Here is a 24494-nt window from a genome sequence, read left to right on the forward strand (position 1 = left end):
CGATGCTGGGCGGGGCTTGGAGGAAACACGTTCGGGGAGCCGGGCACGCGAGCCGTGCCCGGCTCCCCGAACTGGTGGATCAGAACGGCACGTGCTGGGACCCTGCGCCGACGAGCTCACCGGGTGCCTCGGCCTGTACCGCGTCGTCGGCGGCCGGCTCCTCACCCTCGGCATCCGCTGCGACGTAGCCGACGGCTGCGGTGGTGTACTTCAACGAGGTGGCAATGTCGTCCACCAGCACCTCCTCGATCCACTTGGTCTCCTTGGTACGAGGGTCCTGGTAGCTGCGCTGGCGCAGCCGCCCGGAGACGATGACCCGAGTGCCCTTGGACAGGCTGTCCCTGACGTGCTCGGCCATGTCGCCGAACACGACGCAGCGCTTGAAGACGGCATCACCATCACGCCACTGACCGGACTGACGATCGAAAACGCGGGCGCTCTGCGCGACGGTCAGATTGGTGACAGCGGCCTTGCCCTCGTTGTGCGTGAACTTGGGGTCGGCGGTGAGGTTTCCCATGACGGTCAAAACGAGCTCTCCGGCCATGACGATCACTCCTGACGAATGAAGGGATGAATGGGACGCGACCGACACCCGGAAACCGAAGCGGAAAACGCGTCGGCTGGTCCGGGAGGACTGTCGATCTGGCCTCGGCCATCAGGGGTGCGCCCGGGCCGGCGGGGGTTCTGCAGGCCGGGCGGGACACCTGAGCGCAGCGAAGGTGCATCCCGCCTGGACCGCAGGTTCATCGGTGGCCCTAGCGTGCCCCTGATTCGCTGGGAACAGATCGATGGGCTCCGGAACAGACCACGCCCACCAACAAGCTCAATGTCCCAGACGACTTGGCGTGCGCGGAATTCCGCCGAGTTAACAGTTCCGCTCTCGGTGGGACGGAGTCACGGGTGAAGGTCATGTCCTCGGGGAATGGCTATCCACGGATGCCGTGAGCGGCGCTGGCGGCGCGCCAGAGTGTGCGTCGTCGGCGTCGGTTTGCAGCCGTCGGATTGGCGAAGCTCTGGGGGCGACCCCTCGGTTGGGCCTGACCAGGACGGGAAAGCGGCTGTGTCCGTTTCCGTTTGCAACAGTTCGTCGCTGCTTGACGACATTCTGGATGTAGTTTGATTTCGCACTGTGGTGCTGCGCGGATCGGTGGATGGCGTAGTTTGGATTGTTCTCGAATAGGGGGTCGTGGTGGCTTCAGAGCAATCGGTATGGCGAGTGGTGGTTCCCACGACGGTGACCGCGGCCTTGTCAACGGGGTTGGCCGTGGCGGTGAACTACGCGACCGGCGGGGACCATTCGGCTTGGATGTGGCTCGCTGTCGTGGTGTTGACGGTGGGTGTTCTTGCGGCGTCGATTTGGGTCCAGCACACTCAGTCCTCATCACCGGCCGCCGCAGAACCTGCGCCCGGTGTCGATCTGCGGAATGTGCGAGCTGGACGAACGATGAGGTTCAAGGGGATCCGCGCTCCAGGTGTCGGTGTCAGGGCGCGCAAAGTCCGTTCTGGTGGAGACATGTCGTTCGAGGACGTCGAAGCCGGCCATGGTGATGCCTCACACCCATGAGCAGAATTACCGGGGGCGTGGCTTCCCCCGGCCGGGCGCCGCTCCGCCTGATACCCGACCTGCGGTCTCCGTCGCCGGCGTGCATGTCGAGGGTGACCAATCGATCCAGGTGGTCACGACACAAGCACCCCCACCGCGGGAGCCTGTCACATCGAGTCTTCCCGCCCTTCCGCGTGATTTCTTAGGTCGTGACCGGGAATTGCAGCAGATCCTGGATGCCGCCAGCGGGGGTCGGGTTGTGGCGATCCACGCGATCAACGGTATGGCAGGCATTGGTAAAACGACCCTCGCTGTTCATGCCGCCCACAAACTGGCGCCGAGATTTCCCGATGGTCAGTACTTCGTCCAGTTGCATGCCCATACTCCCGGAGAATCCGCAGCAGGTCCGGCGGAGATACTTGCCTGGCTATTGATAGCGATCGGTATCGACCCCGGCCACCTGCCCGCGACTGTGACCGAACGTCGCGACCTGTGGCGTCATTTGCTCGCCGGCAGAAAGATGCTGCTGGTGCTCGACGACGCCGTCGACCGCGAACAGATCGAGCCACTACTGCCGAGCGGATCGGGATGCCTGACCCTAATCACCAGTCGGCGCCGGCTCACTCTGCCGGACACCAACCCCTTGGAGCTGGAGCTCCTCGACCGGCCCGCGGCAGTGGATCTGGTCTTCACCGTTACCGGCCGCGACTCCACCGACCTGACCGAACGTCACGCTGCGGGCCGCATTGCCGACGTATGCGGGTGCCTGCCGCTAGCGATCGTGCTGGTCGCAGGGCAGCTCGCGCACCATAAGACATGGACGGCAGCCGACATCGGCGACTACGCAGGCGAGGTCGAAGCGGCGGCGAATCTGCTGGCAGCGCTCGACGACGACGCCCCGGCCGTGCGCGCAGCGTTCGACCTGTCGTACCGTGCTCTACCGCCGCAGCGACAACAGGTGTTTCGGCGCCTTGGCTTGCATCCCGGCCGCGAGCTGGATGCGTACGCAGCGGCGGCGCTGATCGAGGTGGATATCACGACCGCCCGCCGGGAGCTGCTGGCTCTCTACGATGACCATCTACTCAACGAAACCCGCAGGGGCCGGTACCGACTGCACGATCTACTGCACTCCTATGCCAACAGCCTCACCACCACCGACTCAGAGGCCGACACTGACGCCGCGGTGCAGCGGCTGCTGGACTACTACCAACACGCTGCCGCCCAAGCGGATCGATGGCCAGCATCGGTCACCCACATCGGCACCAACCACACCGCGCCTGCCAGGGCGCGCGATGCCGCGGTGCCTGAGTTCGGCGATCAACTGCAGGCACTCACCTGGCTCCGCACCGAGCGGGACAACCTGCTGGCCTGCCTGGACCACACAGTCAGCCACGACCTCGCACAGATGGTCGCCTTGACCAAATCGGTAGCGAGGTTGCTGGAGTTCGACGGGCAGTGGCCGCGGGCCGCGGCACTGCATCAGCGTGCCGCGGAGACCACAAGCCACCTCGGCGACCGTCTCGGGGAAGCTGACGCGCTCGACGCGCTCGGCCGCGTGCACCGATTCACCGGGCACTACGAGCAGGCTATCGACCTGCACCAGCAGGCACTCACCATCTACCGCGACCTCGGCCACCAGATCGGCGAAGCCGATTCGCTCCAAAACCTCGGTCGAATGCGCTTCCTGACCGACGAGTACGAACGCGCTGCCGAGTTGTTCCAACAAGCTGTCGCCATCTACAACGCTCTTGGCGAGAGCCTCGGAAAAGCCGATACCCTCGTCGTCCTCGGGCGTGTACGCGAGACGACGAGCGACTACGAGAAGGCTGCCGACCTGCACCAGCAGGCACTCACCATTTACCGCGACCTCGGCTACCTGCTGGGTGAAGCCGACGCCCTATGTGCCCTCGGCCGCATACGCGAGACCACGGGCGACTACGAGCAGGCAGCTGACCTGCACCAGCAGGCACTCACCATTTACCGCGACCTCGGCTACCTGCTGGGTGAAGCCGACGCCCTATGTGCCCTCGGCCGCGTGTGCCGACTAAGCGAGGACTACGAACAAGCCGCCGGTTTGTACGTGCAGGCGTTGACTCATTATCGCGCCCTCGGCCATCGTCACGGCGAAGCTGATGCCCTCGATGCCCTTGGCGACCTACTTCGTCTTACCAGGGATTACGGGCAGGCGACCGCCGTGCATCAGCAGGCGCTCACGCTCTATCGCACCCTCGGCAGTCGCCTCGGCGAGGCCAGCGCACTGAAAAACCTCGGCCACGTATGCGAGACCACCGAGGATCATGGTAAGGCCGCCCAGCTGTATACGCAGGCTCTGACTCTCTACCGCGCCGTGGGCCATCCTCACGGCGAAGCCGATGCCCTCCGCCGGCTCACCCAGCATGACGGGGAGGCTGCCGCCCTGCAGCAGCAAGCATCGATGTGGCTGCGGGCGAGCGCGTCGGTCGCGGTGCTGATTTCCGCCTTCCAGCGCGTGCGCGCTCAAGGGGGACGTTTGATCAATGGGTGGCGCGCCGTCGCCGACGTCAAACCTGCGCTGGCGCCGCTCGCCTCGGTACACCGCGAGCTGTATCCGAAGGCCGACCTGCAGCTGCTGGAGCGCGCGTTTGATGTTGCCGACGAGAAGCACGCCGACCAGCGCCGCAAATCCGGCGATCCATATATAACCCACCCACTGGCGGTGGCGAATATCCTTGCCGAACTCGGGATGGACACCACAACCCTGGTGGCCGCGCTGCTGCACGACACCGTCTCCTACACCGACTATTCATTGGAGCAGCTGACCGGCGACTTCGGTCAAGAGGTCGCGCACCTGGTCGACGGCGTCACCAAGCTCGACAAGGCCAACCTCGGCGCGGCCGCCGAAGCAGAAACGATCCGGAAACTGATCATCGCGATGGCCCGCGATCCGCGCGTGCTCGTCATCAAGGTCGCCGACCGCCTGCACAACATGCGCACCATGCGCTTCCTTCCGGCGGAGCAGCAGGCCAAGAAGGCCAAGGAAACCCTGGAAGTCATTGCGCCGCTCGCACACAGACTCGGTATGGCCACGGTCAAGTGGGAGCTCGAGGACCTCGCGTTCGGGATCCTGCACCCGAAGAAGTACGACGAGATCGTCCGCTTGGTCGCCGATCGCGCTCCCGCTCGCGCCGAATATCTGAATCGGGTGCGCGCTGGGATCATCGCAACGCTGGATGCGAGCCGCATCACCGCGGTGGTCGAGGGCCGCCCGCAACATTACTGGTCGATTTATCAGAAGATGATCGTGAAAGGTCGGGATTTCGACGACATCCACGACCTGGTCGGTGTCCGTATCCTCTGCGACTACATTCGCGACTGCTATGCCGCGGTCGGCGTGGTGCATTCGCTGTGGCAGCCGATGGCGGGCCGGATTAAGGATTACATCGCTCAGCCACGTTATGGCGTGTATCAGTCACTTCACACAACTGTGGTCGGTCCGGACGGCAAGCCGCTGGAGGTGCAGATCCGCACCCAGGACATGCACCGCGCCGCCGAATTCGGAGTCACGGCGCACTGGCGCTATAAGGAAACCAAGGGCCACAGCTCCGGCGATATCGCAGAGGTCGACGACATGGCCTGGATGCGTCAGCTGCTGGACTGGCAGCGGGAATCTGCGGACCCGGCGGAGTTCCTGGAGATGCTGCGCTTCGATTTGAAGTCGCCGGAGATCTTCGTGTTCACCGCGAAGGGTGATGTGATCACGTTGCCGCAAGGGTCGACGCCGGTCGACTTCGCCTACGCGGTGCACACCGAGGTCGGCCACCGCTGCATCGGCGCGCGCGTCAACGGCCGCCTGGTCGCGTTGGAGCGGCAGCTCGAAAACGGTGAAGTGATCGAGGTTTTCACCTCCAAGGCGCAGAACGCCGGCCCCAATAGAGACTGGCAGAATTTCGTAAAGTCTCCGCGCGCCAAGGCCAAGATCCGGCAGTGGTTCGCCAAGGAGCGCCGCGAAGAGGCCCTGGAATCCGGCAAGGATCAGATCGCCAAGGAGGTCCGCCGCGTCGGACTTCCGTTGCAGCGCTTGATGAGTGTGGACGCGATGACCGCCGTCGCACACGAACTTCACTACACCAACATATCGGAATTGTATGCCGCCGTCGGCGAGCGCGAGGAGGCCGCGCAGCACGTGGTGCAGCGCCTGATGGCCCAGCTCGGCGGCATCGGTGACGTGGAAAACGAACTCGCCGACCGCTCTACGCCCTCGACCACGCCGAACCGTCCGCGTGCCACCGGTGACGCGGGCGTGCTCGTCCCCGGCGCCACGGGCACCAGCACCAACTTGGCCAAGTGCTGCACCCCGGTGCCCGGCGACGAGATCATGGGCTTCGTGACCCGCGGCGGCGCGGTCAGCGTGCACCGCACCGACTGCACCAACGCGGGCTCACTGCGCGAGCAGCCCGAACGCATCATCGAGGTGGAATGGGCGCCGTCCCCGTCGTCGGTGTTCCTGGTGGCCATCCAGATCGAAGCGCTCGATCGCACCCGCCTGCTCTCCGATGTCACCAAGGTGCTGGCCGACGAGAAGGTCAACATCCTGTCCGCCTCGGCGACCACGCACGGCGACCGAGTCGCGATCAGCAAGTTCACCTTCGAGATGGGCGATCCGAAACACTTGGGGCACTTGCTCAATGTGGTGCGCAATGTGCAGGGTGTCTACGACGTCTATCGGGTGACTTCGTCGACCTGACCCGCGTCCTTCGATTTAGTATCGCGGGGGGGCGGCCACAGCTCCAGTTGGGATTTGAATCCGCTCTCCTGAGATCTGTCTGTCGGCGCCCGAATGTGGCGGCACATCGCCTGTACGTGTGCGGCCTACTGCCCGACATCCGCGCATATCGCGCGTTTTGGTCGATGGCGCGACATCATTGAGGCCAAGTATTCCTCCTGATTCGGCGGGGCCGCTGCGCTCCGGCAGCGAAGCCATTGGCGATCGTCCGGGTTACTTCTTCCGCAGTGAATGCATGGCTTCCCACGTGGACCGATGCGGCCACGGCGAGCGCGCTGTCGGTGTCGTGCCTGTCGAGCTCGCCACCGGCTACGAGGCGCCCGAGGGTGAGAGCGGCGCGGAACAGAGTGTCGTTGCGGGTGCCGACCCGCGCCGAGACTATCCGCTGGATCTCGCTGTCGAGAATGGCTGCCAGGTATCTGTCACGGTCGTGAGGCGGTGATGGCGGGCGGTCAAGTGTCGGGTGTGGTGCGGGCTGGTACAGGTCGTAGAGCCACTGCGGAAGGTGTGTGGGTGGGCGCGCGTCGAGTCTCCGGTACGTACCTCGGGAGGTGAGTGACCCTGCTGCCACGATGTAGCCGCCTTCGCCGCGTGAATCTATCCCGGGACCGAGGCGCCCCACGGTGCAAGAGAGTGCCTTTCGCGGGGGTGTTCGGTAGTAGAGATGATGGCCGCCCGAGGGGGTGGCCACGGTGTAGGTCGCGAGGGTGCCGGACGCGTCCGCTGCTGTGGCGAGATCGTTGAACAGTTCCCAGCCCGAACGGTCGCCAGCGTTCGGGCAGGCGGCAGTGTCGAGATCGATGACGTAAAGCCTGCTGGGGCCGGTGGCGATCGCGATATTCCGATACGGGTCCTCGCGCCACCAGCTGTGGATTTGGCTCGGATCGACAGTAGCTCGTTGTTGCCACTGGCAAATCGCGGGTCGCTTGGAACCGGGACAGAGCGGGAAGACCGACCAGCCGCGGGCAGCTGCTGAGATGGCTGCCTGCCGAAAGTCGACGGTGCCCAATTCGAACTCCTTCCGTGTCGGCATCACAAAGGGCGAAACGAATTGCGGGCGGACCGATTTGCCGATCCGCCCGCTTCCGTTTGCTGTGTCAGGAGTTGATGTCGATGGTTTCCGGGTCGAGGTCGCCCGTAGCGGCCTGTTCGACCGGAGTGAGGTGGTGTCCGTGCTCGGCGAGGAACTGCAGATACCGGCGGACCCCGCGGGCGTTGTGTTTCCAGCAGGAGCGGTCGGTGCGCTTCTCGTAGGCGCCGAGCACCAGTCCGAGAGTGACCACCTGGCAGCGCGCGGGCTTGGCGGATCCGACCGCCTGGAGCAGACCGTTGCGCCAGCCGGTGATGCCGAGCAGTTCCCAGGCGGTGCGGTCGGCGTTGTACTCGCCGAGAAGACCGGGTTCGTCGGCGAGCGACTCCGCGACGAAGACCGCGGCTTGGGTGGGTGGCGTCTTGCGAGTCAGGAACTCCTTCAAGAACTTCCTGCGCGCGGCCAACGCGGCGTCCCCCTGCTTGTTGAGCATCTCCGCCCGCTTCCTGGCCAGCTGATTTTGCCGCCGCTCAGCCACGACTCGTTCGGCCTCCTGCTGGGCCGCGGGCTGGGCGTCGGCCGACCTGCCGCCGCGTTGGTCGTCCACATGTGGATCGGCATCGTCGGGGACGGCATCATCGGAGACTGCGAAAGCGGTGGCTGGTTGGACGCCAGCGTCGGGCAAGCGGTCGGCGCGCAGATAGTAGGTGGGAGCCCATACGGCCCGTACCTCGACACTGTCAGCGTGCCGAAGCCCGTCTGCCGCTTCGATATCGGGTCGGCCCTGGGTGTTCCAATCGACGGTGTCGGAAGCGACGACAGCGCCGGTGTCACGGTCGAGTACGGCCTTCGCACCGCTCGGGCGGCAGTACACAACCCAGCAGCTCGGGTGGGCGTGGATCGTCTCCGCGAGGACGGTCGATCCGGCGTCGGTACGAAGGTCGTCGATATCGACGAACCGCTGGTCGGCGGCGTCGGGTTCGCTAGTGAGAACACCGAACCCGAGCGCGGCATACGGCAGTGATTCGAGGAACCGATCGCGGGATTCGGCGCGGTTGGCGGCGATTCGTTTGGCTTCGTAGTTGAACATCGACCGGCTGACCGTCGACAGTCGCTGCACCGCATCGGTGTCACCGACCGCCTCGTAATCTGCGATCACCGCCGCTTGCTCGAAATCGAGCTGTCCGGTGTCGACCGCCTGGCGGGCTGTGGCACTGGCGCCCACGGTGACAGCGAGTTTCACCTGGTCGCGTTTGTGACCGACGTCCTTGCTGATGCGGGTGATGGAGGCACCGAACGCGAACATCTCCGCGATGCCGGCGGCCCGGTCGCCTTCGGTCAAGGGGATCCGCTGATCAGTCACGCTGATCTGTTGCGCGATACGGCTGATCGCGCGTTCCGCGGTGTCCAGAGCGGGTGCCGGGGTAATCCACACCGGCACCTCAGGCACGTCGAAGGCGAGCGCGGTGAGCGTGCGTACTTGTCCGTCGAGCACGGTGATGGTGCCGTCGGACTCACGGTGGGCTTTGATCGGGTTGATGACGCCGTGGTGGCGGATCGAATCGGTCAGATCCGGGTAGTCGCCGATGTCGAAGGACTTGCGCACGTTCTCGTCGATCACCAGTTGGGAGGGCGGCAGGAAGACCGCTTCCGCCTGGACGCTAGGGGTGGGGTCCGAGTCGGTGGATTCGGCGATGGGTTGATGTTCGGCCGCCGAGTCGTCGGACTCGGTTGCGGAGGTTTGGGTTTCGGGGTTGGCGGAGGTGAGGGAAATCGTCATCGGGTACTCCTTCGGGAACGAAGAGGGCGGGCACGACGTGGAGCTGTCGTGCCCGCCCTCGATGGATGGGTTCAGCGGAGGATCAAATGCGGAGGATGCGGTGTGTTGCAGCGACTCGAACCGGAGCGGATTCAGCTCCGCAGCATGGCGGGCTGGTCAGGGCCGGTTCTTCCGTGTCGACACATTGACCGCTCGGAGTGTCCAGACACCGTCGTCGCTGGCGACGAACGTCCAGTACTTGCCACTCCATCCGGTCGATTCCTTGCGCCAGCCGGAAACGACTTGCTCACCGATCAGCGACGCAGGTCCGGCGGTGCCGAAATGGCGGGCGTTCTCGTAGTCCTCGCGCGAGAGAGTGTCGGTCATGATCAGGCCTCCCAAATGACGAAAGGCGAGTCCTGGATGGACTCGCCTCGGATCGGGTAAAGATGTTGTGGTGGTTCAGGATTGAGGTGCGACGAGCACCTCGTCCTCAGATGAATAGCGGCGCGGTTCGGCGTCCGCGGTCAGTACGAAATACACCAGGACCTCCCCGGTGTCGGGATCGCGTCGGATGGCCATGACCGGATGCTGCTCGGTGAGCGAGTCGAGCACCACCATCGCCAGCGACAGATCCTGGGCGGCGACGCTGCGCGGCAACATCCCGTTGGCGTGCAGATAGCGTGCCGCGACCTCGGCCTCGGCCGCGCCTGCCGCGGTGACCAACTGCCACCATGGACGCGCATCGGATTGGGCGCCGGTGAGCGTATCGATCGGAACAGCGCCACGAACCACTCCGGCCAGGGTCAGCTTGTTCGCCTTGGTCAGCGTGCCGATCACGGTGAAAACCGCCATCGCCACCTCCTTCGGTGAGTGCTCCTAGTGATTCTCATGGGTGAACCTCCTTGTCGTGGAACGAAAGTGGTCAGACCAGGCTCATCGCCTGCACGGCCAAATCGTCGAGGGAGTCGGCGCGTACCGGGTTGGGGACGGTTTGGCTGTAGCTGGTGACGGCGTTGGCGATCCCGGCCGCGGTGAGCTGACCGCCGGCGATGAAGTGCGAAAGGATCCCTGCACGTTCGGTTTCGGTGAATCCGAGACGCTTGGTCAGCACCTCCATCGTCCGTTCGGGCTGGTGTACCGGTGTGGCAGCTTGGTGTTCGAGTTCTTCGACGCGGGCGGTGAAGAACTCCGCCGACAGCCACTCGGCGACCTTGTCGCGGGTCTCGGCGGTGATGACCGCGAGTTTCTTGCGGTAGGTGTCCTGGGACCAGGCTTGTCCGATCTCGAGTTGGTCGCCGATATGACGGCGGGTAGAGGAGAACATCGGCATGGTCAGGCCGTTTCCGCAGATCTGGATCACTACCTCGGGGGTCAATGTGACTGCGCGGTGGCCGGTTTCGTCGTTGCTGAACCGGAAGCCGGCGAACACCACCGGCTCGCAGCCCGGTTCGTAGCCGAGCCCTTCGGCGGAGGCGATGGGGCGCACGCGCTCCAGGTGCCCGGCGACACGTTGGCGTTCGGCCTCGAGTTCGGGGTTGGCGAACGGGGTGCGGTAGTGGGCGAGGAAGGTCGGTGCCAATGCCGACATCTGCGGTGCGTACACCTTGCAGTGCATGGAGGATTCGGTGAGATCGCAGGACCTGATCTCGGCGTCGACGTCTACGGCGTGGATGCCGTCGAGGACGGCGGCGAGAACATCGAGGTTGTCGATGATGCCGTAGCGATCCGACAGCAGTGCCCGCAATACACCGGGTTGATCGGGTGTAGGAGCGGTGAACAGCCTCAGCAGGAACGACCGATCGTCGGGTTCCGGATCGGCAACGTCAGCGCGGCCGTGGAGCAGCCCGTTGACGTTGCTGTCATAGAGATCCAAGCGGGCGTCGTCGCGCAGGCGGCGCAGATAGCGGACGGGAATGTCGAGCTTGGCCGCGATCTGGCCGTCGGCGGATCCGGTGGGCCGGTAGCGGCCATCGACCGCGGTGACGCCACGATCGTCGACAACCGGTGTGACACCGAACAATTCGATCGTGCCGTCGACCGATCGCAGTGCCGAGGCAGGCGCGACGACATCGACCTTGGCGGCTTGCTGATGGTTGAGCAGCGGCACCATGTCTTGCAACGACATGTGGCGAGCGCTGGTGATTACGGGCATCTGAATTTCCTTCCAGCTCTGACACACTCAGGGGAGTGCAGTTCAGGGGGCAATGGGGCGCGATGAGAACGGTTGTGGCGCTACCGATCTCATTGCTCGCGGTCGGCTTTGGCCTTATCGCGGACCGATGTCACGAGCGCGTAGGCGGCCGCCGTGGCGGCACGGGCATCACAGAGGCGCCGATAGGTCATTTCCTGCTGCATGGACAGCACATCGGCTCTGCGGGAAAGTTGCTGGCGGCGCTGCTCGGCATGTTCCCACCGGTATTCCGCCACCCGGCTATCGGTGAGGAAGTCCACCGAAATCGCCTGCACCAGATCCGAAACCGTCTCCCGCAGGACCTGAGGTTTGCGACTGAGCTGGCGGCCGTAGTCGGTGATGAGATGGCCTGACTCCCCGAGAATTTGGACCGATTCGCCGAACCGCAGCCCCATCCAGTCGGGATAGAACGCGACTGAGCACTTCAGTGTGCCGAGCCATTCTTGGTCGACGGTGAGTCCGAAGAACCGGAAGCCGGCTGCCGGCCGCGGCTCACGGTGCCCGTCGACCACGATGTAGTGCTCGCGCAGGTTGACGAACACCTGGCCCGACACCGGTGCGTCGTCGGTGCGGAAGATCGTGTACGCCGAACCGTGATCGGCGCAGTTGTCGCTCGGATATTCAGTGAAAGCAAAGAGGGACATGGCGATGGAACCCTTTCTGACAGTGGCGATTTCGGACAGAACTGATCAGCGATCCGGCGACGGAGCGGTGATCCTGAGGATCGGCTGGCGTGGACCACGACGACATGTCCACGCCAGCCGAGAACAGCATCCGCAGGTGCGCGGCGAACCGAAGACGGCGGCCCGCCGCTACGGGATGGGTCGGTGGGGCGCCACGCGCTGACACCGGCGGCACGTGGGCGGTCAAGCCGCAGCCAGCGGCCCCGGCCAGCGGGCCGGACGCGCAACATCGAACGCGAGTGGCACGATGCGGCTTGACCGCCCACACCGCCGGTGTAGCGTGCGCCCGTCCCACCGACCAGCCCGCCCGCGGCGGTGATTCGGCGGACTGCGTCAGCAGGTGAAGTCTTCGGACGGTGGGCGCATCGCGGTCACACCGGTGGCGCGAAGAGGGGCCAGCCGTACGCTTTTCGCGGCTTGACCCCTCGCTCTGCCGGGTGTAGCAGGCGTCTGCCTACCACCCAAATACGTTGTCGCACTGAGGAATACGGCCCGGACGAACCATTAGCAGATCACGCCATCGGGCCCTAGCAACCCGATCCCGGTCGACGCCGCGGCTGCCGTCGGATCCTGGGTGGTGAGGGCCTGAATAACCTCGTGTGCGCTGGTTGCCAGCTGGGCCTCGCCGCCGGCGATGAAGTGGTGACATCCCCTCGACGTCGCCGAGGTGATCGGGCCTGGCACCGCGAAGACGGGACGACCCATCCGCCGCGCCCAGGTCACCGTGGGCGCGCTCCCGGACCGCATGCCGGCCTCGATGACGATCACGGCGCGGGACAGCGCGGCGATTAGCCGGTTTCGCTCGAGCAAGCTCTGTCTACCTACCCTCGCCCCGGGCGGGTACTCGCTGACGATCAGCCCTCGCTCAGCAATCTGCTCGAGCAGCCGCTGATGGTCAGGCGGAAACACACGATCCACGCCGCACGCCATGACCGCCACGGTGAGGCCGCGTCCTGCCATCGCGGCCCGGTGCGCGGCGGCGTCGATCCCGAACGCCGCACCCGAAGTGGCCGACCATCCTTGGCGGACAAGGTCATTCACGAACTCGCCAGTCACGTGCTCGCCGTAGCTGGAGCAAGCGCGCGCCCCGACCACCGCGATGGCGTGGGCAGTCGCCTCACGCAACGAGCACGACCCTCGCACCCACAGCGCGAGCGGTCTGACGAGGGCGGGCTCATCGGAATCCATGAACAGACATGCCAGCGACTCCACCGGCCACTCCGCGTCATCCGGAGTGACCAGCCGTCCACCGAGTCGCTCTACCTCTTCGAGATCGCTTACCGCCCGATCAAAGGCGGCCGTACTCTGCGAGCCTCGACGCGTGCCGGCCAGCATCGGATCCTCGGCCATCGCAGCCGCGGTCTCCTCGACGCCCACCTTGTCCACCAGTGCCAGCAGCGGTGCGCACGGGCCCGACGCCATCCGCGACAGCATCGCCCACGCCACCTTGCGCTTGTTGGAATCGCTCACCGCGACACCTCCGCGGATTCGACCAGCGGTCCGAGATCGACACCCAGGTCGGCGGCCATCGCGTGACCGCTGCGCCCCACACGGCGCAGCGGCCCGGGCCGCATCCCTGAACGCAGGCCGCACTCCAGTAGCCCGGCCATTTCGTAACCCGGGTCGGATTCCAGCGCCACATCTAGGGCCATCCCGGCGAAAGCGCCGTCGCCACGGACGTAGGCGCTATACCCCAGGAGCGTCGCGGCGTCGGCCCGGTAGTGGAGCGGCAGTGCCTGCACCAGCCGTAGCCACAGCTTTTCCACGGCGGTGGCCTGTTCGGTGTAGGCGAGCGCGAACAGTGTGCTGCGAACCTTCGGATCCTGGAGTGCGGGAAGCAGTCCGGCGATCTCGGGGGCGTCCGGGAGTACGTGGGATTCGGCGTGCGCGACCTGCCACAGCACCCTCTCCAGTAAGGCGCGCCGGTAGCTGTCCTCCTCGCCGTGGCGCGCGGCTCGGACCCGCCGTTCCCGCGCGTTCTCGAGAGCGGCCTCCACCTGCGCCGAAACCTGCTCGCACAGCTCGGTATCCGGTGCGAGTACCGCTGTCAGCTCCGATCGCGAGGCGTGAATCGGCCGCCCGTCGAGCACCGAGGACATAGCCACTGAGGACTGAGCCGGGTCGGGCAGCACACCACCGCAGGGTGCACCCAGCAGCGGCCACCAGTGTTCGCCGGCATGGATCGCCGACACTGCCCAGGCACCGGCCAGCATGACTTCGTAAGCGGCGAGGCATTGATCGAGCGCGACGATCAGCGCGGTGTGCATCGCGGCCTGCTCCATCCGGCGCGGATTGGCCTGGCGCGGTCCGGGTTCGTTAGCGCGGTCGTCGATGATGACAGCCAGCACTTCATCGGCCTGTTCGGCGGCGCAGATCCGGGACAGGCATTCGGCGATCCGGGCGGCCATACCGCGCCGCCCGCCAGGTGGTTCCAGCTCGAAGCGCGCGACTGCATCGATCACCGGAGTGACGCAGGGCGGCTTCCCGGCACGCAGAACCGCGATTACCAGCGACCGCTCCGGAACGAATCCGAGCATCGCCGGCATCGCGACGATCAACTCGCCAGGGTCATCAACGCGAATCCAATCGGCCATGACAACTACTCCTCAGGGAGAAGGAACCCCAGAAGCACGGCGGGAACGAAACACCGAAGAGACCGTGCCCCTTGGGGTGGTGGGCGTATCACGCCGACACCGGTGGCGCACAGCGGGCGTCAAGCCGCACGCTCTTCGCGGCTTGACCCCGCGCGCCGCCGGTGTAGCGTGCGCCCGCCCCACCGCCCCAAGGGCTGCCGGTCGACCTCACGCAACGTCTAGGCCGCAAACGCGAAACGAGCTACGTCGTGCCCAGCAACGCGTCAGCCCCCTCTGTGATATTTCGCCATATGGAATGTAGTGGGTGATGTGTTTGAGGTGTGGAAAACGACTGGAAACTGACTACCGTTGATTTCGAAAGGCGAGTGGGTATCGGTCGGCAATTGTGTGGCGCACGGCAATGTTTGGAATGAGAGGGGGTGCGTGAATGGACGACGATCAATCTGGCGCGGAAAACGAAGATTCAAAGGCGAGGTTTGGAACCGCGGATAAACCGACGACGCGGGCGGACGTGTGCGAGTTGGCAACTCCCGCAGAGACTGCCAAATATCTGCGGACCACCGTCGGCAAGCTTGCCAACGACCGGCACCTCGGCGTCGGGCCGCGCTATATGAAGTATGGCCGCAGTGTTCGCTATCCGTGGCGTTGCTTACGGGACTTCGTGGAAGAGAACATGTCCGGCGATCGGTAGTGCTGCGTGCGCAGAGGCCCTATGGCAATCATGCAGTTACTGCCGATGGTCTTTTGTGCATGTTCTGGATTTCCTACGCTCTCGCTGCACGGCACAGCTGAATGTTGGTGCCTGGCAGCCAAGGTGAATGAGTGAGTGGGAAGGGGCAGGAAAATGCCTAGACAGGCGCCGCAGCCGGGGGATCCGAGCGAGGCAGGAGCCCGACCTTTGTCTCAGCGCCGCTGCGATCGAGGATGCCCATCGGCCGACCCTGAAGACACTGCACAGTACTCGTGCCACCCAGTGGGCGGAGGCTTGCGGTGTTCCGGCTCCGCAGTTGAGAACAGGGCGGTGGAGTATGTCGCAGATTGACCTGGAGCCGGGGGTCCCAGGGAAGTTCAGCGAACCGAAGTGGAGTGAGTCGCGTCAGACGTACCAGATCCATTGCCTCGTCGGTGAGCCGTTCGGTGACCCGACGAAGGTCCACGCCTCCGGGAAGTCGAAGCCGAAGGCCGTCGCGAATCTGAAGAAGAGAGTCGCTACGTGGAAACCGAAGGCCGAGTCTCTTGGCGTGTACAGCTCGAACGTGACGGTCGAGGAGTTGTGCCTGGCGTGGCTCAAGCTGTACGAGCACGACGACAAGAAGCGCCCGCAGAACGCCAAACACTATCGGAGGGAGATCAATCCGGCGACGAAAGGTCGTGGGAAACATGACAAGATTACGATCTCAGGTTCTGTGCTGGGGAAAATGAAGGCGTTGGAGGCCAGGCCGTTCCACATCCGCATCCACCTGGAGCAGATGAACGGAACCGCGTACAAGAAGGCCCGCCAGAAGTCGATCCTGCGCAACGCGTTTCAGATGCTTGTAGACGACGGTCTCCGCGACGACAACCCGGTAAACAGTGTGCCGGGGAACAAGGGCACTCGGACGAAGACCGTCGTCAACCGGAGCCGCGTGCGCACTGGCGTCAACCCGTACTTCTCTGACGAACCTCAGCCGTTTACGGCGAACGAGATGAACTGGTATCGGGAGGCGGAGCGCGATTACTTCCCGCGCCCGTTGGCGTGCCGTTGGTTTGAGCAGCGCTATCTGGACTTCACAACCTTGGCGTACGAGCTTGCTGCGCGCCCCAGCGAGGCGCTCGCCGTCCGGTTCGACGACATCGACTTCGATCTGGGCGAGGTCGCTGTCACCGGAACAATCGTCGATACCGAGCTCCGCGTGCATCAGGTGAAAAGTATCGTCGAGCAGTACGGACTCCCAGACGACGAGATCGTGTACCCACGCGGCTGGCCAGATTTCGACAACGAGGACGTGGTCTGTTTGGCGTATCGGCAGCCGTTCACGAAGACAGCGAAATCGATGCGGACGATCAAGGTTGGCGGCGATTGTATGGCGATGCTGCGGCGACGGAAGATCGCGGCTAAGCCGCGGCATCGCCTTGTGCTCCCTTCGCGAACAGGGAAGGTGGTGCGGTCGGAGCAGATGTCGCTGACTTGGGCCAAGATCGTTCGCGGAACCGGTCTGGAGTGGTCGACACCGAGAACGCTGCGCTCGACCCGTGCGACCCGTGTCGCCGAGAAGTACAAGCTCCCGGCCGCTCGCCTCATCCTCGGGCATGAGGAGAACTCGCCTGTGACAGCCCGGCACTACGTCCCTGACGAGCGGATGGTTGTCGACTTGGCCGATGCACGGTGACTCCCAGGGATGCCGGCTGAGCCGCTCAAAACGGCCACAAAACAGCCACATGCCAGCTGATTCCACCGCTTTATGCAGGTCAGGATGGGTGGACGGATCCAATGGGCTACACCGAGCCGATCCTGCACCGGCGTCGGCGGGAGGCCAAGGCGCTCAACTGCCTGTAGGTTGCTGTTCGAAAAGTAGGGTCTGACAGCGCTTTTCGGCTCGAGGCCCCGCACCGGAGAAATCCGGCGCGGGGCCTCTTTCGTCACTGGAGATCAGCTCGACATGTGATGCGGCGGGCGCGACGTCGAATCCGCCTCCGTGTACGGTGCGATGGGGGAGGACGAGGACGGAACATTGGGTGAGCAGAATCGCAGGTTGCGGACGGTTCTGGATGAGATCGTGGCGTCCGAGGTCACCAGCAATGCCTTGACTTTGCACGGCAGCGTTGAGCGGTTCCGCGCAGCGGGTTGGAGCGAACGTGCGGGCATGCTCCGCGCCGACCCGCAGCTAGTCGATCCGGTCGTCGTGAGGAGCCTGTACGGCCGAGATCTCGCCGCCGCACTGTATGTGGAACGGGCGGTCGAAGTCGGTGTAGAGCGGGCGGTAGAGGACAGTGCGATGCTGGCCGATTTTGATTCGGCCCTGCGGTCGAAATCGACGCCCCGACTTGTCGATACGGTTGTGCGAACTGTCTCCGAGATGCGCAATGGTCAAGTGAACTGGGTGCTGCCGCTGCTCGTGCAGGGGGTCACGGAAACGGCAGCGAGATGCAGCGATCCCGAACTTCGCCGAGCGTTCGTATTCGTCATTGCGCGCGCCGCAGGCGTGGACGAGGCATGGGTCTATGCAGTCTTGGAACTGGCGGACGACCCTTCCGGAGTTACCGGAGCCGACCTCGCGCGCTTCGAAGGCCATTTCGGTGAGGTGGCGGCAGCGGCCGAGGTCGCCGAAAACTACGTGACGACATTCGGCCTCGGCCGCGACCGTGAGCGCGCGGTCGGCGAGATGACTGGGTTGCTCTGTGCCGCACGCGATCGGGGGACTGCGGCGGCACTAGACGAGTATCGCCTAGTCGTCCGCGCCCGATCGCTAGCCTCCTCGGAGCGGATAGGTCCGGAGTTGTACAGCGAGCTCGAGGATCTGCTCGGTGAATTGATCAGCGGCTACGAAGCCGACGGGGCAGTGTGGCTGCTCGGCGCTGCGCTACCGCTCGGACGTAGGGCGATGCGCGAGGTACCCGCCGATGATTCGCGGTATGCGGAGGTGATCTCGGCGGTGAGCTCGGTCATCTCGGACCAGGTGGACCGTGGCGACCGGCCTGCGGATCACATGGTTGAGGCATTGACTCTGGCGCGGGAGTCGGTGCGGTTGTGCGACGAGAAATCCCCTGCCCGAGCGCGTTTCGAGTCCAACCTCGGCTATCGGATCGGTGTGGCGGTTGAGACGGGTGTTTTGGCGGCCGACTCCCTACGAGAGGCGGTGGATTGGCTGGAGAAGGCGTTGTCTCGAACCGAACCCGGTGATCCGAATTTGCCGTGGCGCTTGTCGAGATTGAGTTCTCATCTGTGCCAAGCAGTCTGGGCGATGGTCATGCCGGTGGAGGAACTGACGACTGCCGTCCGGTACGCTCGGGCGGCCACTATGTTGGTCGAGCCCGATGATCCGGATAGACCGGCGTTTGTGATGCTCGAGTGCAACGCGATCTCGCGTGCGATCGACGCCGGTTTACACGACGCCGACGAGCTGGTCGATGCGATCCGTGCGGCAGAAGCCGCAGTCATGGCGACTTCAGACCATCATCCGGACAAGATTTCCCAGATGGCCAACCTCGGTAGTCTGATCGCGGAAGGCTGGGCTGCGGGACGGTGCGATCAGGAACAGTTGCGCACCGCACTGTCGCTACAAGAGGCCGCGCTGGCCGGCACCGAGGTCGACAGCCCCTACCGGGCCTCACGCATGGACAACCTCTCCGTGCGCATCTCGGCAGCAGTGTCGAGCGGAATCGTCCCGGCTGCGGAGATGATTCGAGCGATGGAACTCGGTTACGGTGCGGTTGCCGCTACCGAGGAGGGACATCCGGATCGGGTGGGATTCCTCGCCAACCTGTCGGCCACGCTGTTCACCGCTGCCCAGGTGGGGATCGTAGAGCAAGACGATCTGTGGATCGGCGCCGAGCTCGCGCGGCACGCACTCGACGGCACGCCGGAAACCTATGCAGCACTTCGCGCGTCGCGAGCCGGTACCCTTGCGAGCCTGCTGGCCGAGCTCGATGAAGGGTATCTGCCCGAGGCAGTGGAACGGGCCGAGGACGCGGTGCGCCTTTGTGGTGCCGAGGATCCTGACCGGGTGCTGTACATCTCCACACTGAGCAGCATTTTGGTCGACGCCGTACGCGCTGGACTCGTGGCGAGCGACAGGCTGGTCGAGGCCCTGCGACTGGCTCGCGAAGCGGAGGCCGTTACCCCTCGCGGCCATCCGGAGCACCATATCAACAGATCCAACTTGGCTGCGGTGATCGCGGAATGTGTACGGGCCGGCATCGTTGACGATGTCGATTTCGGTGAAGCGGTAGACCTTTCGCTCGACGTCCTCACGATGCTTCCAGTTTCCGATCCTGACCGCGCTCGTTGTGTCACGAACTTGGGCCTCATCCTCAACGATGCAGTGCTGCACCGAACGCTGTCCGAGCAAGATGCTGCGCAGACGATGATCGAGCTGATCGATGAGTTCTGGAACTGGGCCAGGCACGGTGCGCCGAGTCCGGACCAACGCGCCCATGCGCTGACGGTCAGCGAGGGTCTGATTGCTACCGCTGTTCCTCTCGTGCTGGCGGGCGCGGGGGCACGTGAGGCGATACGCGCCGCAGAAAGTGTCCGCCACTGCCTCGTCGACGCGCGGAACGCGCCATTCCTACCCGACCTTCCCGGTCACGAATTGGAGGTAGCACGGTATCGGGTCGCATCCGCTGAATATTCTCGCGCGCAGCGACACTTCGAGGAAGACTTCGGCGACGCGCGCGACACGACCAGAGCGGCCACGCTGCTCGCCGAAGCTGTCGAGACGATCCGCGACATCCCGGGGATGAGCGAATTCGGCAGGCGGCCCCAAATCCAAGACCTGATCAGAGATCTGAACCCAGACACGCGGGCGATCTATCTGGTGACCCACTCCAGTGGCGGCACAGCTTTGATCCTGGAACCGAGTGGCGAGGCTTTCTCGATCGAATTGCCAGACCTAGACGAAGCGACTGTGATCACACAAATCGGGCATCTCCTCGACAGCCCGGACAATGCGATCGATACCGCTGCCTGGCTGTGGATCGCCGTGGCAGCGCCGCTGATCGAAAAACTCGGCATCGACAGCGCATGGGTGATCGTCCCCACCGCGCACACCGCAATGTTGCCGTTGCACTCGGCAGGCCTGGTGAACGGACCATGGCTCGACCATCTCGTCGAGGTCCGGACGCTTCCGACATTGCGGCACCTTTCCGCAGTCACCGCGCCCCGGGCCGATGGAGTGCCGACGATCGCGATGAGTAGCGCGCCCGACCTCGCCTTCCTGAAGGGAGACTGTGAGGTGACCCGTGGCTTCTTCCCGGATGCCGTGAGCCCCATCGGCAAAGAGCCGACCACGGTGGATTGGGCTCTCAACAACCTCGCCGAAACAAGCTGTGCCGTACTAGGTGGGCACGCACGTTACGACTTCGAAGACGGAGTGTGCCTGGATCTCGACGACGGAGCACTCACCGCGGCGTTGCTGGACCGCCTACCACGGCGTCGACGTGCGATTGCGATCGTGACGGCATGCTCGTCGGCGCAAGTCTCCACCACATTCATCAACGAAACTATCGGTCTGCCTTCGGCATTGCTCCAAGCCGGCTTCCGCGGGGTTTGCGCGAGCATGTGGCCAGTGGATGACCCGGTCGCTTTCGTCACCATTGGACGATTCCTGCAATTGCACACAAGCGACCCGCAACGCGCGGCCGCTACTGTGCTCCGCGACGTTCGACACTGGCTGCACGCGGTCACGACCCGCGATCTGCGTCGATGGTTCGCCGAACTCGATGACCAGATCGGATTCTCAGAAGCCCTCAGCACCGAATTCGACGATTGGCTGGCCGTGCACGGTCCCCGCGCCCGGCCGTTGCGAGATCCGGTGCACTGGGCTGCATTCGCCTACATCGGCCGATAAGGCGCTGGCGCCGCATAAAAGAAATCGTTTGCGCTGCAATCGATCTCGGTGCCATCAGCGCTCTATGGCAAGTGACGAGCTAGGATACTTGCGCAGGTAGGGGTGACAATGGGCGATATGCGGAGTCGTTTCGAGGTCGAGGCCGAGCAGTTGATCAGCGATCTGTTGTACACCGAGAAGGCACACTTCGCGTCGGCCGAGTCCGCTCAACGGTTCCACCGCAGTCTGGGGGGAGCGGCTGCGGTAGCAGGCGCGGTCGCGGCGGCCGCAGTTGTTTCCGAATGGTCGCCCTCGCTCGCGGCTATCGCGGCACTTGCGGCCAGCGCCTCCTCCGCGGTGCTCACCCTGGTGAACCCTCAGGAGTCTGCGCAACAACATCTGGACACCGGCCGTTCCCTGGCCGCTTTGCGAGCCGAGGTGCGCCAAACCCGGGATTTGGATCTGGACCCGGAGTCCTCGGTGCCGCTGCCCGAGGTGCGAGAAGCGTTGCGGCGGTTCGCCGATCGGAAATCGGAGATAGATCGTGGCGCACCGGGCTTGCAGGAGCGGCCGTTCCGTCGAGCTCAGGCCAAGGTGGCCAGGGGTGACTTCAAGGTCGGCTAGGTGGACCCTGTATCGACGGAGTGTTCACCCACAGTATCGGGAGAAGACAGGAGGGGGCGCATTGTCCTCGACCGACTCGGATTTGACGTACCCGCACGACAGCAAAGGGTACCGGCCGACCGCCGCAGACCTGCGGTTCCTCGGCGTCTCAGTCGAGGAACTCCGAGAGATGTCCGCACAGACAGTTCCGCTCGGCATGACATCGGACGACTACCAGAAGTTTGTCGACGAACTCGTCAAGGCCGCCGCTCTTGACGGCATCACTCAGATCGACGTGCGACTGAAAGGAAGTTCCGGTCGGTTCTTCTCCGGCAGGCACAAGCAGATGACCTACGACCGAAATCTGATTGGCCAGTACATCCGGCAGGTAAGGGGGGACTTTGCGTTGTCTTTCGAGTTGGACGGCATCATGGAGCAGTTGGCCAGCGTGTGGGCCGACCCAGAGAATCGCCCCCACGAACGACCGTTCGACTCCTATTGGCGGCTGGGCATATCCGGACAACCCAGCGACTACGACATCCAGGTATGCAGCAACACGATCGCCGAACGCGCACGTGGACGACTCGCCGAGTTCGGCCTCACCTCGGAGTACGACGAGAAGGACCCAACCTACGGGTACATCGATCACAAGCTTGTCGAACGGGCAGCACCACGGCTGCTCTTCTGGTCACGACGCGAGACCGAACGGCTGCGCCGCCCTGTCACAATCGCGGCATTCCCGTCGGAGGGTCCACAGCGGCTGACCGGAGAGCAAGCTGCATTATCGAATCACCTGTGCTCTGCGGACTGGATCGTCTGGAGAAGCGGACATGATGAGTGACCCTGCAGCGCCGGTGAGCACAGTATGGGCCCATCACCTCGGTCATTGGCCTGACCGCACCGAAGTCGAGCATCTACAGCGACTCGGATTCGCGTTCCCAACCATCGAAGACCAGAACGAATGGATCGTCGGGTTCCTGATCCTCGACGACAGGCTCGAATCCATGGCCGTTGTCTACGCCACGCGCAGCATGACCGATGCGGGTATCGACTTCGAGCTTCGTGCGCCGGCCGCCCCCAGATCGGGCAACCGAAATACGTTCGGAGATTATTAGATTCGTTGAGTCCGGCGCGGCTTCGACTCGTTCGATGACGAAATTGCCCGACTCTGGCAACTGTCGGACGAACAACTTTTGCAAGAGTTCGGAGCGCATCTCGTTCGCGGCACACGCGATGATCAGGACAGCGAACAGGACTTACGTCGACGCGCGCAGAATTGGTTCGCTACCAACCGAGCGGACCTTCAGGATCTGATCTGCGGCAACCCCGACGTACAGGACCTTGCGAAAAGTCCCGAAGGCGTCGCACGACTGGCCGACCTGCTGACCGAACTGCTGTCGAGGACAACCGTGCGCGGTGTCGCCGTCTACCTCGTCAAGCAAGGGCTCGATAAGCTCTGCAGCCCTACCGGTATCGTCGACCCGGACAACTAGACTCCACCCGTGCCATTGGTGTCCAGGGGTGGGCTGACCGCGCTCGACAACCTGCAGACCTTGTGCTGGCGGTGCAACCGCACCAAGTCGAACAAGGTCCGTCCCGGCTGATCGTCGGCCGACCTGGCGGCTGAAGGTTCTCTGCTGCTTCACTCTCGGCGGCCCTGCGGGGGCAGAGACGTGCGGGCGTTGTCGACCGCACGATGCTTGGATCGGTGCTGGCGCCTCCTGCCGCCAGAGTTGGTTGTCGTGTGGCAGGTCGACGTCGGTCCGGCAAGTTACGGCCGGCGCGTTTTGTCGGGGTGCACGACCATGACCGGGCAATCGGCATGCTGCACAAGCCAATTGCTGGTCGAGCCGAGCAGAAGGCTGCGGAAGCCGCCTCGACCTCGACTGGCGACCATGATGAGCTGGGCCGACTCGGACCATATGCCGAGATGTTCGCGGGGCCCGGAGGGGTGCACGAGGCGGGTGACGTCGACGTCGGGTACTTGTCATCGGCGTCGAAGTCTGGCGGGATACACAGCACTCGAAATCGATGGGGTGCGACATCTAATGTGCTCGAACGGAAGTCGAGCATTACTTCCGAAATAAGCCGACGCGCTCGCACTGTATCCTACGCAACGTAGACGCAGATTTCAGCTTCTGAGTTGAGCAGAATTGTGCGAATATCTTTGTCTACACCTTCTATATGGCTCCAGAGCGTTTGCCCGACAAGAGGTCTAGACCAATCGCGGTCGAGTTCACACGCGAAGTCGCATTTTCTGCGTTCCGCCTCGACATAGGCGTAGAGGCGGGTCTTGGCCATCTCGCTCAGGGCCTGTGCGACGCATTCGGACAGAAACTTGTGCTCGACAGATTCAGTCACCAAAGAACTCCCGTTCCGGGCTAAAATAGTCGATTTGAGAGTAACGCACGGATACTCCCCCGCGCAGCCAACTGGCAGGAGCTTCACTGGTCGGAGTCAGTCAGGTCGATCTGCCATTGTCCAGACCGATGCCTGCGATAGGTCAGGGTCAGGATCGGCTGTCGCTGGTTCGGCACGATGGTCAAGAGAGCGGTGTTGCCGAGGATGGCCACCGCGCCGCGCTGGTCCTCGGTAGCGGGGCTGTCCTCGGCGTACGCCGCTCTCGACTGTTCGATCCAGTGCGAGCGGGATATCGCGGAACGGCTTTCTCGCGTGAGGTATTGGTCGTATACCGCGCCGTATTCACCATTGCGTACGTGGTCGCGGACTCGCGCTCGCGTGTGATCGAGCATTTCGAGGTCGTTGTCTCGGTTGCGGCCCGCCCAGCGCAGCTGGGTG

19 protein-coding genes and 2 pseudogenes are annotated in these 24494 nt (G+C 64.1%); 10 read left to right on the top strand and 11 right to left on the bottom strand.

Features of this window, described 5'->3' with window-relative positions:
• Window positions 1–79 precede the first annotated feature (79 nt).
• Window positions 80–544, bottom strand: a complete 465-nt coding sequence (gene ssb, locus ON39_RS43905; protein WP_063713497.1) for a single-stranded DNA-binding protein — start codon at window positions 542–544, stop codon at window positions 80–82.
• A gap of 1003 nt (window positions 545–1547) precedes the next feature.
• On the opposite strand from ssb, the pseudogene ON39_RS51100 reads away from it, so the two are divergent.
• Together ON39_RS51100 and ON39_RS51105 are read left to right on the top strand one after the other, a co-directional pair.
• A pseudogene (locus ON39_RS51100) lies at window positions 1548–3887 on the top strand (ATP-binding protein); the annotation flags it as partial.
• Between the two features lie 90 nt (window positions 3888–3977).
• Window positions 3978–6266, top strand: coding sequence for a RelA/SpoT family protein (locus tag ON39_RS51105; protein ID WP_051187920.1), 2289 nt, complete (start codon window positions 3978–3980; stop codon window positions 6264–6266).
• Window positions 6267–6441: 175 nt separating this feature from the next.
• Here the strand turns inward: ON39_RS51105 and ON39_RS48020 are convergent, their stop codons facing one another.
• The 8 genes from ON39_RS48020 to ON39_RS43955 form a co-directional block, all read right to left on the bottom strand.
• The gene (locus ON39_RS48020) at window positions 6442–7314 is read right to left on the bottom strand and encodes a bifunctional DNA primase/polymerase (protein ID WP_157195656.1); all 873 of its coding nucleotides are present in this window, start codon (window positions 7312–7314) and stop codon (window positions 6442–6444) included.
• 88 nt (window positions 7315–7402) lie between these two features.
• Entirely contained in the window at window positions 7403–9115 is a 1713-nt protein-coding gene (locus tag ON39_RS43925) for a ParB/RepB/Spo0J family partition protein (RefSeq protein ID WP_051187915.1), read from the bottom strand.
• Window positions 9116–9271: 156 nt separating this feature from the next.
• A complete protein-coding gene (locus ON39_RS43930; protein WP_040743124.1) occupies window positions 9272–9481 on the bottom strand; it encodes a hypothetical protein in 210 nt (69 codons plus the stop codon).
• Window positions 9482–9556: 75 nt separating this feature from the next.
• On the bottom strand, window positions 9557–9949 hold the full coding sequence (locus tag ON39_RS43935; RefSeq protein ID WP_040743126.1) for a hypothetical protein: 393 nt from the start codon (window positions 9947–9949) through the stop codon (window positions 9557–9559).
• A gap of 70 nt (window positions 9950–10019) precedes the next feature.
• Window positions 10020–11249: a hypothetical protein gene (locus tag ON39_RS43940; RefSeq protein WP_040743211.1), complete on the bottom strand. Its 1230-nt coding sequence runs from the start codon at window positions 11247–11249 to the stop codon at window positions 10020–10022.
• Window positions 11250–11338: 89 nt separating this feature from the next.
• Complete coding sequence (locus ON39_RS43945) at window positions 11339–11932, bottom strand: hypothetical protein (RefSeq protein WP_040743128.1); 594 nt, start codon at window positions 11930–11932, stop codon at window positions 11339–11341.
• A gap of 543 nt (window positions 11933–12475) precedes the next feature.
• Window positions 12476–13441, bottom strand: coding sequence for a DNA-processing protein DprA (gene dprA / locus ON39_RS43950; protein WP_051187916.1), 966 nt, complete (start codon window positions 13439–13441; stop codon window positions 12476–12478).
• Window positions 13438–14565, bottom strand: coding sequence for a DUF4192 domain-containing protein (locus ON39_RS43955; RefSeq protein WP_083895085.1), 1128 nt, complete (start codon window positions 14563–14565; stop codon window positions 13438–13440). Before ON39_RS43955 ends, dprA begins: the two co-directional genes overlap by 4 nt.
• A 427-nt stretch (window positions 14566–14992) precedes the next feature.
• On the opposite strand from ON39_RS43955, the gene ON39_RS48025 reads away from it, so the two are divergent.
• The 8 genes from ON39_RS48025 to ON39_RS48030 all read left to right on the top strand — a co-directional run bounded on the left by ON39_RS48025 (window position 14993) and on the right by ON39_RS48030 (window position 23299).
• Window positions 14993–15256, top strand: coding sequence for a hypothetical protein (locus ON39_RS48025; protein WP_246003250.1), 264 nt, complete (start codon window positions 14993–14995; stop codon window positions 15254–15256).
• A 337-nt stretch (window positions 15257–15593) separates the two neighbouring features.
• On the top strand, window positions 15594–16934 hold the full coding sequence (locus ON39_RS43960) for a tyrosine-type recombinase/integrase (protein WP_040743130.1): 1341 nt from the start codon (window positions 15594–15596) through the stop codon (window positions 16932–16934).
• 318 nt (window positions 16935–17252) lie between these two features.
• Entirely contained in the window at window positions 17253–21113 is a 3861-nt protein-coding gene (locus tag ON39_RS43965; RefSeq protein ID WP_040743131.1) for a CHAT domain-containing protein, read from the top strand.
• Window positions 21114–21230: 117 nt separating this feature from the next.
• Window positions 21231–21716: an SLATT domain-containing protein gene (locus ON39_RS43970; protein ID WP_157195657.1), complete on the top strand. Its 486-nt coding sequence runs from the start codon at window positions 21231–21233 to the stop codon at window positions 21714–21716.
• A gap of 61 nt (window positions 21717–21777) precedes the next feature.
• Complete coding sequence (locus tag ON39_RS43975; protein ID WP_040743139.1) at window positions 21778–22536, top strand: hypothetical protein; 759 nt, start codon at window positions 21778–21780, stop codon at window positions 22534–22536.
• Entirely contained in the window at window positions 22526–22810 is a 285-nt protein-coding gene (locus ON39_RS43980) for a hypothetical protein (RefSeq protein WP_157195658.1), read from the top strand. The genes ON39_RS43975 and ON39_RS43980 overlap by 11 nt, the downstream gene beginning before the upstream one ends.
• A gap of 78 nt (window positions 22811–22888) precedes the next feature.
• Window positions 22889–23188 (top strand): hypothetical protein, encoded by a 300-nt coding sequence (locus ON39_RS43985; protein WP_040743144.1) that lies wholly within the window; start codon window positions 22889–22891, stop codon window positions 23186–23188.
• A gap of 9 nt (window positions 23189–23197) precedes the next feature.
• Window positions 23198–23299: an HNH endonuclease gene (locus ON39_RS48030; protein WP_083895088.1), complete on the top strand. Its 102-nt coding sequence runs from the start codon at window positions 23198–23200 to the stop codon at window positions 23297–23299.
• A gap of 167 nt (window positions 23300–23466) precedes the next feature.
• Here ON39_RS48030 and ON39_RS48035 read toward each other — a convergent pair.
• Both ON39_RS48035 and ON39_RS49505 read right to left on the bottom strand, forming a co-directional pair.
• A pseudogene (locus ON39_RS48035) lies at window positions 23467–23676 on the bottom strand (universal stress protein); the annotation flags it as partial.
• Between the two features lie 128 nt (window positions 23677–23804).
• Window positions 23805–24056, bottom strand: coding sequence for a hypothetical protein (locus tag ON39_RS49505; RefSeq protein WP_146251430.1), 252 nt, complete (start codon window positions 24054–24056; stop codon window positions 23805–23807).
• Between the last annotated feature and the right edge of the window lie 438 nt (window positions 24057–24494).

Origin of the sequence: Nocardia tenerifensis NBRC 101015 (assembly GCF_000308715.1) — a bacterium.
GTDB lineage: Bacteria > Actinomycetota > Actinomycetes > Mycobacteriales > Mycobacteriaceae > Nocardia > Nocardia tenerifensis.

Excerpts from the sequence above, each read along its gene's own strand:
- ssb (WP_063713497.1), bottom strand. The coding sequence starts at position 544 with ATGGCCGGAGAGCTCGTTTTGACCGTCATGGGAAACCTCACCGCCGAC.
- ON39_RS51105 (WP_051187920.1), top strand. The coding sequence starts at position 3,978 with ATGTGGCTGCGGGCGAGCGCGTCGGTCGCGGTGCTGATTTCCGCCTTC.
- ON39_RS43925 (WP_051187915.1), bottom strand. The coding sequence starts at position 9,115 with ATGACGATTTCCCTCACCTCCGCCAACCCCGAAACCCAAACCTCCGCA.
- ON39_RS43930 (WP_040743124.1), bottom strand. The coding sequence starts at position 9,481 with ATGACCGACACTCTCTCGCGCGAGGACTACGAGAACGCCCGCCATTTC.
- ON39_RS43935 (WP_040743126.1), bottom strand. The coding sequence starts at position 9,949 with ATGGCGGTTTTCACCGTGATCGGCACGCTGACCAAGGCGAACAAGCTG.
- ON39_RS43940 (WP_040743211.1), bottom strand. The coding sequence starts at position 11,249 with ATGCCCGTAATCACCAGCGCTCGCCACATGTCGTTGCAAGACATGGTG.
- ON39_RS43945 (WP_040743128.1), bottom strand. The coding sequence starts at position 11,932 with ATGTCCCTCTTTGCTTTCACTGAATATCCGAGCGACAACTGCGCCGAT.
- ON39_RS43955 (WP_083895085.1), bottom strand. The coding sequence starts at position 14,565 with ATGGCCGATTGGATTCGCGTTGATGACCCTGGCGAGTTGATCGTCGCG.
- ON39_RS48025 (WP_246003250.1), top strand. The coding sequence starts at position 14,993 with ATGGACGACGATCAATCTGGCGCGGAAAACGAAGATTCAAAGGCGAGG.
- ON39_RS43960 (WP_040743130.1), top strand. The coding sequence starts at position 15,594 with ATGTCGCAGATTGACCTGGAGCCGGGGGTCCCAGGGAAGTTCAGCGAA.
- ON39_RS43965 (WP_040743131.1), top strand. The coding sequence starts at position 17,253 with ATGGGGGAGGACGAGGACGGAACATTGGGTGAGCAGAATCGCAGGTTG.
- ON39_RS43970 (WP_157195657.1), top strand. The coding sequence starts at position 21,231 with ATGCGGAGTCGTTTCGAGGTCGAGGCCGAGCAGTTGATCAGCGATCTG.
- ON39_RS43980 (WP_157195658.1), top strand. The coding sequence starts at position 22,526 with ATGATGAGTGACCCTGCAGCGCCGGTGAGCACAGTATGGGCCCATCAC.